Origin of the sequence: Peribacillus sp. NPDC096540 (genome assembly GCF_050278525.1) — a bacterium.
Classification (GTDB): Bacteria; Bacillota; Bacilli; order Bacillales; family DSM-1321; genus Peribacillus.
The window spans coordinates 21388-31208 of the sequence record NZ_JBNNTG010000046.1 but is presented as its reverse complement, the minus strand read 5'-3'; the positions used below and the strand labels follow the sequence as shown (position 1 = coordinate 31208).

Here is a 9821-nt window from a genome sequence, read left to right as displayed (position 1 = left end):
GAGTGCCCTACGTTCCAATCAACGTTCGAATTTTTAAAACCCTCAAAAAAACTGTAGACAAACTCGATTTTCATCGAGTTTGTCTACAGTCTGAAAGTGTGTCCCAATCTACAAGATTGGGACACACTTTTATTATGCTAAAATCCAAGCAGTATCTTCCGGGTTTTCCCGCCATTTTTTCAGCTTTTCCAGTTCGCCTTCTGTGATGTAGCCTTTTTCGTTAGCGACTTTGATTAAGGTAGAATAGTCACTTAATGAATAGTTCATAATGCCTTCAGCATGGAACTTTTCTTTTCCCTTTTCCAGTTCGTAAGAAAAGATAGAAACGACCCCAAGGACATCACAGCCAGCTTCTTTAAGCGCGTTAACAGCCGTAATTACACTGCCACCGGTTGAAATCAAATCTTCCACAACAACCACTTTTTGTCCTGGCATAACGCGACCTTCAATTTGATTGCCCTTTCCGTGCTCCTTCGCTTTGGAGCGAACATAGCACATTGGTGCATTTAACTTTTCGCTTACCCAAGCCGCATGCGGAATGCCAGCCGTTGCAGTACCGGCAATCAATTGAGCCTCAGGGAAATGCTGTTCAATTAATACTTTCAATCCTTCTGCAATTTCATTGCGAACCTCAGGGTAAGAAAGGGTTAAGCGGTTATCGCAGTAAATAGGGGATTTAATTCCAGAAGCCCATGTGAATGGTTCATTAGGCTGTAGGTACACTGCTTTAATTTCTAATAGATGTTCGGCTATAGTTTGGTTTAACATGATATTCCCTCCCAGGCTGCTTTCATTTCTAAGTATGCTGTTAATGGATCTTTCGCCCCTGTTATCGCTCTACCTACAACGATGGCATCAGCTCCAAAAATTCTTGCCTGTTCAGGCGTTGCAATTCTTTCTTGATCGTGTGTTTGGCCACCTGCATTTCGGATGCCAGGTGTGACCGTTAAAAATTCCCGGCTGATACGTTCATGTATTGTCTTCACTTCATGCGACGAACAAACAACGCCGTCTAATCCGGCCTGCTGAGTAAGCTTCGCATAATGAAGCACCGAATCCTCTAGAGAGCCGGCAATGTTTTGATCAAGATTCATTTGTTCCTGTGATGTGCTTGTAAGCTGTGTAACCCCTATACATATTGGACGTTTTTTCCCTGCAGCTGTACCACTATCCAGACCTTCCAGAGCTGCTTCCATCATATTTTGGCCACCTGCCGCATGGACATTTACCATGTCAGCGCCTAAAGCTGCCAGACCTGTCATCGCCTTCTTGACAGTGTTCGGAATATCATGAAGCTTTAAGTCTAAAAACACATCGTGGCCTTGTTCTTTTACGTAAGAAATAATTGACGGTCCATTCTGATAAAATAATTCCATCCCCACTTTTACAGCTAGTTTTTCAGATGAAAACTGTTTTAAAAATTGTTCTGTTTGAATTAGGTTGGGAAAGTCAAGCGCGATAATTAGCGACTGCTTCATTCTGCTTCCAGCTCCTTCCGGTACATTGTGAAATATGATCAAACCCTAGCTCATCCAGTAGATTAGGCAATTCTTCAATGATGGTTGGGCATACAAACGGATCCACGAAGTTAGCGGTTCCTACTGCAACAGCGCTCGCACCTGCGTAGAAGAACTCAATAACATCTTCCGCTGAAGCGATTCCACCCATTCCAATGATTGGAATCGATACTTGCTGGCTTACCTCATAAATCATCCGGAGAGCAACTGGTTTTATCGCAGGACCCGATAACCCACCAGTTTTGTTCGAAAGAATCGGTCGACCTGTTTTTAAATCCAAACGCATACCGACTAGTGTATTGATCATTGTCAGCCCGTCGGCACCGCCTTCTTCAACCGCTTTGGCCATTTCCACAATATCGCTGACATTTGGAGAAAGCTTCACATAAACAGGCACCGAGGAGACTTCCTTGACTGCCTTGGTTACCTCTTTTGCAACTTCTGGAACCGTACCAAAAGCTATGCCACCTTCTTTTACATTTGGACAAGAGATATTCAACTCAAGAGCCTTCACATTTCCCACCTTACTGATGTTACTAGCAACTTTTACATAATCAGCTATTTGGGATCCCGCAACGTTAGCGATGATAGGAACATCATACCCACTTAGCCAGTCCAGTTCTTCATTGATTACTTTAGACAAACCCGGGTTTTGTAAACCAATCGCGTTCAGCATTCCCGAAGAGGTTTCCGCAACACGCGGGGTTGGATTACCGAACCGCGGCTCCGGAGTTGTCGCTTTAATCATAATTGCTCCCAGTACATCCAAGTTGAAAAACTGGCTGTATTCACGTCCAAATCCAAAGCAACCAGATGCTGGCATGACAGGATTTTTCAGGTGTAATCCTGGTAACTCAACTGAAAGTCTGCTCATAATACCACCTCTCCTGCCCGGAATACGGGTCCGTCGCTGCATACTTTTTTGTAACTGAAACCATTCGGATCATCTCCTGTATGACACACGCAGGCAAAACAAGCACCAATTCCGCAGCCCATCCTTTCTTCAAGGGACAGGTAAAGCTTTTTTTCACTATAACCTGCTTCCAATGCTTTTAGCATTGGAGTTGGCCCGCAGGAAAAGATAGTTTCAAACTCCGTATCCAACTTGTCAATCACTGTCGTAACAAAACCTTTTGTTCCATACGTTCCATCTACTGTGGCAATATAGGTATCACCTAATTTACTAAACTCTTTTTCGTAAAAAATGGCAGACTTCGTTTGGAAGCCTAGCACATGTATTACCCTAACACCTTTAGCAACCAACATTTGCGATAACTGATACAGAGGTGGGACACCTATCCCACCACCAACCAACAGAGCTGTTTCTCCCTTATTCGCTTCATGAACTGGAAAGCCGTTTCCAAGCGGACCAAGGATATCTACAGCTTCAGCCTGCTTACGCTGTGACAACAGCGTCGTTCCTTTCCCTTCAGCCCGGTATATCATCGTGAACTGTTTTTCACTACTGTTATAAGAAGAAATCGAAATCGGGCGTCTTAACAAAGGCTCGTTGCCTTCAGTTGTCTTTACGTGTACAAACTGGCCAGGTTGCTTCATTTCTGAAACTAATTCACCTTGTAAGGTAAGTTCAAATATGGATGGAGCCAGTTCTTTATGAGTCAACACCTTCATCGTTTCCTTCTTGATCATGTATAGCTCACCTCACGACTTTTTTCTGTTTTCCCCATGGCTTCTGCCGAAAAGGTCATGGATTCAATCACTCTTAAAATAGCTTCTGCTGTATCCAGGGATGTCAGACATGTCACTCCATTTTCAACAGATTCGCGACGTATTCTAAAACCATCTCGTTCCGGCTGTTTCCCTTTCGTCAAAGTATTGATGACGAATTGTGCGTCCCCATTTCGGATAACATCCAAAAGGTTTCTTCCCTCTTCACCAATCTTACCAACAACCGCAGTTGGGATACCAGATTGCTCCAACAGGGCGGCGGTTCCGCTTGTGGCAATCAACTTGAAGCCAATATTATGAAAACGTCTTGCCAGCAATAGTGCTTCTTGCTTATCTTTATCCGATATCGTTAACAAGACCGAACCGTGACCTTGAATTTTGAAGCCGGAAGCAACAAGCCCTTTGTATAAAGCCTTTTCAAGTGTGCTGTCTTTCCCCATTACTTCACCAGTCGATTTCATTTCAGGTCCGAGTGAAATGTCCACACCTCTTAATTTTGCAAATGAGAAGACCGGCACTTTTACAAAGACCCCGCTTTGTTCCGGAACTAAACCGGATTGGTAGCCCTGGCTTTCAAGAGAGTGTCCTAAAATGACCTTCGTGGCCAAGTTCGCCATCGGCACGTTGGTAATCTTACTTAAGAATGGAACCGTGCGACTAGAACGCGGATTTACTTCAATGACATACACTTCGTCATTACTGATGACATATTGAATGTTCAATAGACCGATAATATTCAAACCTTTTGCCAATCTAGTCGTGTAATCGATGATCACTTCTTTTTGTTTTTCCGTTAAGCTTTGCGGAGGGTAGACGGCAATCGAATCACCGGAGTGGACACCTGCCCGCTCGATGTGCTCCATGATTCCAGGAATAACGACCGTTTCGCCATCAGAAATCCCGTCGACTTCGACCTCTTTCCCCGTTAAGTAACGGTCAATCAGGACAGGATGATCCGGATTGATTTTCACTGCATTTTTCATGTAATGCAGCAATTCTTCTTGTTTATAGACGATTTCCATTGCTCTTCCTCCGAGAACATACGAAGGTCTTACTAAAACCGGATAGCCGATATCTTCAGCTATGACGATAGCTTCATTGACAGATGTAGCGGTTTTACCTTTTGGCTGCGGAATTCCTAAATCCTTAAGAGCACTTTCAAATTTATTACGATTCTCCGCACGATCCAAGTCTTCTAGAGAAGTACCTAGGATCTTCACTCCTCTTTCAACAAGACCATCTGCAAGGTTGATTGCAGTCTGGCCACCAAATTGGACGATTACACCTTCTGGTTTTTCCAAATCGATAACATGCATCACATCTTCAAGTGTTAATGGTTCGAAATAAAGCTTGTCAGATATACTGAAATCCGTCGAAACCGTTTCCGGATTGTTGTTGATGATAATCGCTTCATAGCCTGCCTCTTTGATGGCCCAGACTGAATGGACGGTCGCATAGTCAAACTCTACCCCCTGTCCAATCCGTATTGGACCCGATCCTAGTACAATGACACTTTTCTTATCTGTAACAATTGATTCATTTTCATCTTCGTATGTTCCGTAAAAATATGGTGTTTCCGATTCGAATTCCGCTGCGCATGTATCGACCATTTTATAAACCGGTACAATTCCTTGTTGTTTCCGATATTCATAAATTTTCTTTTCAGAAACTTCCCATATATCTGCAATCGTTTTATCAGAAAAACCAAGTTCCTTAGCCTTCTGCAGGACTTCACAATCGAATGAATGTTCACGAAGCTCTTTTTCAAAGTCGATAATCTTTTTCAGCTTATGCAGGAAGAATAAATCGATTTGGCTCCATTCGTGAATGGTTTCGATTGTTTTGCCTCTTCTAAGTGCTTCACCGATATAAAATAACCGCTCATCTCCTGCTTTCCGAATCCTTTTTTCTATTTTTTCATCCTCGAACTCGTCGTTCAACTCGAGATGATAAAGTCCTGCTTCAAGGGAGCGCACAGCTTTTAAAATTGATTCTTCGAATGTACGACCGATTGCCATGACTTCTCCCGTCGCTTTCATTTGTGTACCGAGTCTACGGTTGGCGCTTTCGAACTTATCAAAAGGCCAGCGTGGAATTTTCGTGACAACATAGTCAAGCGCTGGTTCAAAGCTGGCATATGTTTTGCCAGTAACCGGGTTCATCATTTCATCAAGCGTCAAGCCAACCGCTATCTTAGCCGCAAGCTTTGCAATCGGATATCCCGTCGCTTTTGAAGCAAGTGCTGACGAACGGCTGACCCTTGGGTTAACTTCAATGACATAATACTGATAGCTGTTTGGATCTAAAGCAAGCTGAACATTACATCCGCCTTCAATTTTCAAAGCGCGGATAATCTTCAAAGACGTATTTCTAAGCATTTGATACTCTCTGTCACTTAACGTTTGGCTTGGTGCTGCAACAATAGAGTCACCTGTATGTACTCCCACAGGATCAAAGTTTTCCATATTACAAACGACAATTGCATTGTCATTGGAATCACGCATCACTTCATATTCCACTTCTTTGAAACCGGCAATACTCTTCTCAAGCAGACATTGATGAACCGGGCTGCTTTTTAGACCACCTTCAACAATCTCGATTAACTGCTCTTCGTTTTCACAAATCCCGCCGCCTGTTCCACCTAGTGTAAAGGCTGGGCGAACGATAACTGGATAGCCGACTCGTTCCACGAACTTATAAGCCTCATCCAAATTATGAATAATGTCGCTATCTGGAACAGGTTCCCCAAGGTCGTTCATCAGGGTCCGGAACAAATCACGGTCTTCTGCTTGTTGGATAGCGGAAAGCTTCGTACCAAGAATCTGCACATTGCATTCTTCCAAAATCCCTGCATCGGCCAGTTCAACAGCCATGTTCAAACCAGTTTGTCCTCCTAGAGTCGGAAGTAGAGCATCAGGACGCTCTTTACGGATGATTTTGCTGACAAATTCAAGAGTGATCGGCTCAATATATACCGCATCCGCCATTTCGCTGTCTGTCATGATTGTGGCAGGGTTTGAGTTAATTAGGATTACTCGGTAACCCTCTTCCTTTAAGGCAATACATGCTTGAGTTCCTGCATAATCGAACTCAGCAGCCTGGCCGATGACGATTGGACCAGAACCAATTACTAGGATGCTTTTTATATCTGTGCGTTTTGGCATGTTTTTTCCCCCTTAGTAGTTGCAGCTTCAATCATTTGTAAAAATTCATTGAATAAGTAGTTGGCGTCTTCCGGACCAGGTGAAGCCTCCGGGTGATATTGAACTGTGAAAGCCGGATATTCTTTATGGCGTAAGCCTTCAATTGTATTGTCATTTAATGCTGTATGTGTCACAACAAGGTCAGTGTTTTCAACGGAAAGCTCCTCGACTGTATATCCATGATTTTGAGAAGTGATGGATACTTTTCCAGTACGAAGGTCTTTAACCGGATGATTAGATCCTCGATGTCCAAATTTCAATTTTGCTGTATCTGCACCGTTAGCCAGCGCGAATAACTGATGACCCAGGCAAATTCCAAATAACGGTACTTCTTTCTGTACTATACGTATCATTTCAAGCGTTTCCTGAACACTTTTCGGATCTCCAGGACCGTTTGAAAGCATCACTCCATCGGGATGATATTGCAGCACTTCCTTTGCTGTAACGTTATAAGGTACAACCACAACATCACAACCACGCTTCGTCAACTCGCGTAAAATACCATGCTTCATACCATAGTCAACAAGAACAACTCGCGGGCCTCTTCCAGGACTTGAGTAGGCAGCTTTTGTTGAAACCTGCTTCACTTGATTAGAAGGAATCACCGTTGCTTTTAGCTGGGAAACAACCTCTGCAGCATCTTTATTGATGTTGCAGAGCGCTCCTTTAAGTGCACCTGATTTCCTGATGATTCTTGTCAGCTTTCTTGTATCGATTCCACTTATACCTGGTATGTTCTTCATTTTCAAATATTCATCAAGAGATAATTGGTTGCGCCAGTTGGAAGGAAGATCAGCTGTTTCCTTAACGACGAACCCTGATATCGCTGGATTGATAGATTCAAAGTCATCTCGGTTTATTCCGTAGTTCCCGATTAAAGGGTAAGTTAGCGTAACTATTTGGCCGCAATAAGATGGATCAGATAAAATCTCCTGATATCCTGTCATCCCTGTGTTAAAAACAACTTCACCTATTTTTTCTACGTCCCCTCCGAATGCTTCTCCGAGGAATACCGTTCCATCTTCTAAAATAAGCTGTCTTTTCATCCTTGAACACGTCCTTTTTCCCAAGCTGTTTTTCCTTCTGCAATCGTCATAACTGGCCAGCCGTAGCATTTCTTTTCATTAAAAGGTGTATTCTTTCCTTTTGATGCAAACTCTTCTCTATTAATTTCTTTTTCCGTATCCAAATCGATTAATACGATATCCGCTAATGCACCCTCCATTAGATGTCCATAAGGAAGTGAGAAGCTTTCAGATGGTTTGATGGTCATGAAGTCCACCAATTGCTTTAAGGTGATTACGTCCTTTTTGACTAATTCTGTGTAAAGCAGCGGGAAGGCCGTTTCTAGTCCCACAATTCCAAAAGGAGCTAGCTGCATCCCTTGAGCTTTTTCCTCAGCTGTATGCGGAGCATGATCTGTAGCAATAAAATCGATTGTTCCGTCCAGGAGCCCTTCTATCAAAGCGTCACGATCTTCTCGTCCTCTTAAAGGCGGGTTCATTTTATAATTCGTATCAAGTCCTGGGATATCATCTTCACACAGTAATAAGTGATGAGGTGTAACTTCCGCTGTGACCCGGATACCAGCACGTTTGGCATCTCTTACAGTTCTCACCGATTCTTTCGTAGAAATGTGACAGACATGATAATGACAGTCCGCTGCTTCCGCAAGCAGGATATCCCTGGCTATATGTACAGCTTCGCATACAGATGGGATTCCATTGATTCCCTGTTCTTTGGAGTATCTTCCTTCATGCACAGAGCCTTTATTGATTAAACTATTATCTTCACAATGAGCAACAATGGCCATATCTTGAGCGGCAGCCTGTTTCATCGCAGCCAGCATCATCCCGGCTTCTTGGATTCCAACGCCGTCGTCAGTAAAGGCGAAAGCCCCAGTTTGTTTTAAAGAAGAAAAGTCAGTCAGTTCTTTGCCAGCCTCTCTAATCGTGATGGATGCATAAGGCAATACACGAACATGTGCTGTTTCTTCAATTTTCCGGTTAAGTGCTTCGAGATTTTCTTTTGTATCAGGAACAGGTCTTGTATTAGGCATTGCCGCTACAGTGGTAAAACCACCTCTAGCTGCTGCAAGCGTTCCAGTTGCTATTGTTTCTTTATGCTCGCCGCCTGGCTCGCGTAAATGGATATGCAGGTCAATAAATCCTGGTGTAATAAGTAATCCTTTGGCATCTACTACTTTACAATTTTCTGTTGCCAAGTTCTCTCCGATTTTCGTGATGATTTTTCCTTCTATTTCAATATCTGCTTTCTTGAATGAATTTTGATTATCTAGCAATACTCCATTTTTGATGACAGTTTTCATGGATGATTCCTCCCTCAAATTGTTCTAGCACATTTTTTAATACAGCCATTCTAATAAACACACCATTTTGCATTTGTTTAAAAATTCTTGAACGGCTACATTCGACTAAATCACTGTCAATTTCAACGCCGCGATTTATTGGTGCAGGATGCATGATGATCGCACCCGGTTTCATATTTTTTTCACGGTGTTTGGTTAAACCGAATCTTTCCAAATAATCCCCATTTGCCGGATCGTATTTTTCATCGTGTCTTTCGTGCTGAATTCGAAGTAACATAACCACATCTGATGTCGCTATCGCTTGATCGATATCTTCATATCTTCCTAAGCTGTTGTTTCTATCAAACCATTCAGGCGGACCTGAAAATACGACATTCGCTCCTAGACGAGTTAAGGCTTCTGCATTCGATTTTGCCACCCTGCTATGCATTACGTCCCCAATTATTGCAATCTTCAGACCGAAAAAACTTTTAAACTCTTGTTTTATCGTCAATAAGTCTAGCAATGACTGCGTTGGATGATTTCCACAGCCATCACCTGCATTGATTATTGGGATGTTGAGTTTCTCTTTTAGTTCATCAAAGTAATTATCCTGTTCATGGCGGATAATTAAGGCATTGACACCGATTGATTCAAACGTTTTTGCTGTGTCATATAAGGTTTCTCCTTTTAAAACGGATGATGTCCCGGCATCAAAAGGGATGACCTCAAGACCTAATTTTCTTTCAGCCATTTCAAAGCTTGATTTCGTACGTGTGCTTGGTTCAAAGAATAGATTGGCAACCATGGTCTGCTGTTTGGGGTTCCAGCTCGTTCCATTGGCAAACCCCTCTGCGTCTTGTAGAATTTTTTCAATTTCAGTTATGGTCAATTCATTCATCGTCAATAATCTTTTCATTGATCCTGCTCCTTTCACAATTTGTTGTGATGCGGGGTAAAAAAAACACCCCGCCATTAAGGACAGGGTGTAGGTTATAAAGACTTGCAAGAACTAGGGCCTTTTTTCCCGTTCGTTCTCATTTGTCTTTACAGCAACACCCTTTCAAGCCTCTCTGGACTTCTTTTAAAAGGTGATCTATTGTG

8 protein-coding genes are annotated in these 9821 nt (G+C 42.8%); all 8 read right to left on the bottom strand.

Annotated elements, in window-relative coordinates; translation table 11 throughout:
* Positions 1 to 132 precede the first annotated feature (132 nt).
* Genes pyrE through ACQKMR_RS25285 form a run of 8 tightly spaced genes read right to left on the bottom strand, consistent with a single transcriptional unit; the run spans position 133 to position 9636 of the window.
* Positions 133 to 768, bottom strand: coding sequence for an orotate phosphoribosyltransferase (gene pyrE, locus ACQKMR_RS25320; protein ID WP_427699762.1), 636 nt, complete (start codon positions 766 to 768; stop codon positions 133 to 135).
* Positions 762 to 1478: an orotidine-5'-phosphate decarboxylase gene (gene pyrF, locus ACQKMR_RS25315; protein WP_427699761.1), complete on the bottom strand. Its 717-nt coding sequence runs from the start codon at positions 1476 to 1478 to the stop codon at positions 762 to 764. The genes pyrE and pyrF overlap by 7 nt, the downstream gene beginning before the upstream one ends.
* A complete protein-coding gene (locus tag ACQKMR_RS25310; RefSeq protein WP_427699760.1) occupies positions 1450 to 2391 on the bottom strand; it encodes a dihydroorotate dehydrogenase in 942 nt (313 codons plus the stop codon). The genes pyrF and ACQKMR_RS25310 overlap by 29 nt, the downstream gene beginning before the upstream one ends.
* Positions 2388 to 3167 carry a dihydroorotate dehydrogenase electron transfer subunit gene (locus tag ACQKMR_RS25305; RefSeq protein WP_427699759.1) on the bottom strand — a complete coding sequence of 260 codons (780 nt, stop codon included), beginning with the start codon at positions 3165 to 3167 and terminating at the stop codon, positions 2388 to 2390. Before ACQKMR_RS25305 ends, ACQKMR_RS25310 begins: the two co-directional genes overlap by 4 nt.
* The gene (gene carB, locus ACQKMR_RS25300; protein WP_427699758.1) at positions 3164 to 6370 is read right to left on the bottom strand and encodes a carbamoyl-phosphate synthase large subunit; all 3207 of its coding nucleotides are present in this window, start codon (positions 6368 to 6370) and stop codon (positions 3164 to 3166) included. The genes ACQKMR_RS25305 and carB overlap by 4 nt, the downstream gene beginning before the upstream one ends.
* Positions 6349 to 7455 carry a carbamoyl phosphate synthase small subunit gene (locus ACQKMR_RS25295; protein WP_427699757.1) on the bottom strand — a complete coding sequence of 369 codons (1107 nt, stop codon included), beginning with the start codon at positions 7453 to 7455 and terminating at the stop codon, positions 6349 to 6351. The genes carB and ACQKMR_RS25295 overlap by 22 nt, the downstream gene beginning before the upstream one ends.
* A complete protein-coding gene (locus ACQKMR_RS25290; protein ID WP_427699756.1) occupies positions 7452 to 8738 on the bottom strand; it encodes a dihydroorotase in 1287 nt (428 codons plus the stop codon). Before ACQKMR_RS25290 ends, ACQKMR_RS25295 begins: the two co-directional genes overlap by 4 nt.
* Positions 8701 to 9636 (bottom strand): aspartate carbamoyltransferase catalytic subunit, encoded by a 936-nt coding sequence (locus ACQKMR_RS25285; RefSeq protein WP_427699755.1) that lies wholly within the window; start codon positions 9634 to 9636, stop codon positions 8701 to 8703. Before ACQKMR_RS25285 ends, ACQKMR_RS25290 begins: the two co-directional genes overlap by 38 nt.
* Between the last annotated feature and the right edge of the window lie 185 nt (positions 9637 to 9821).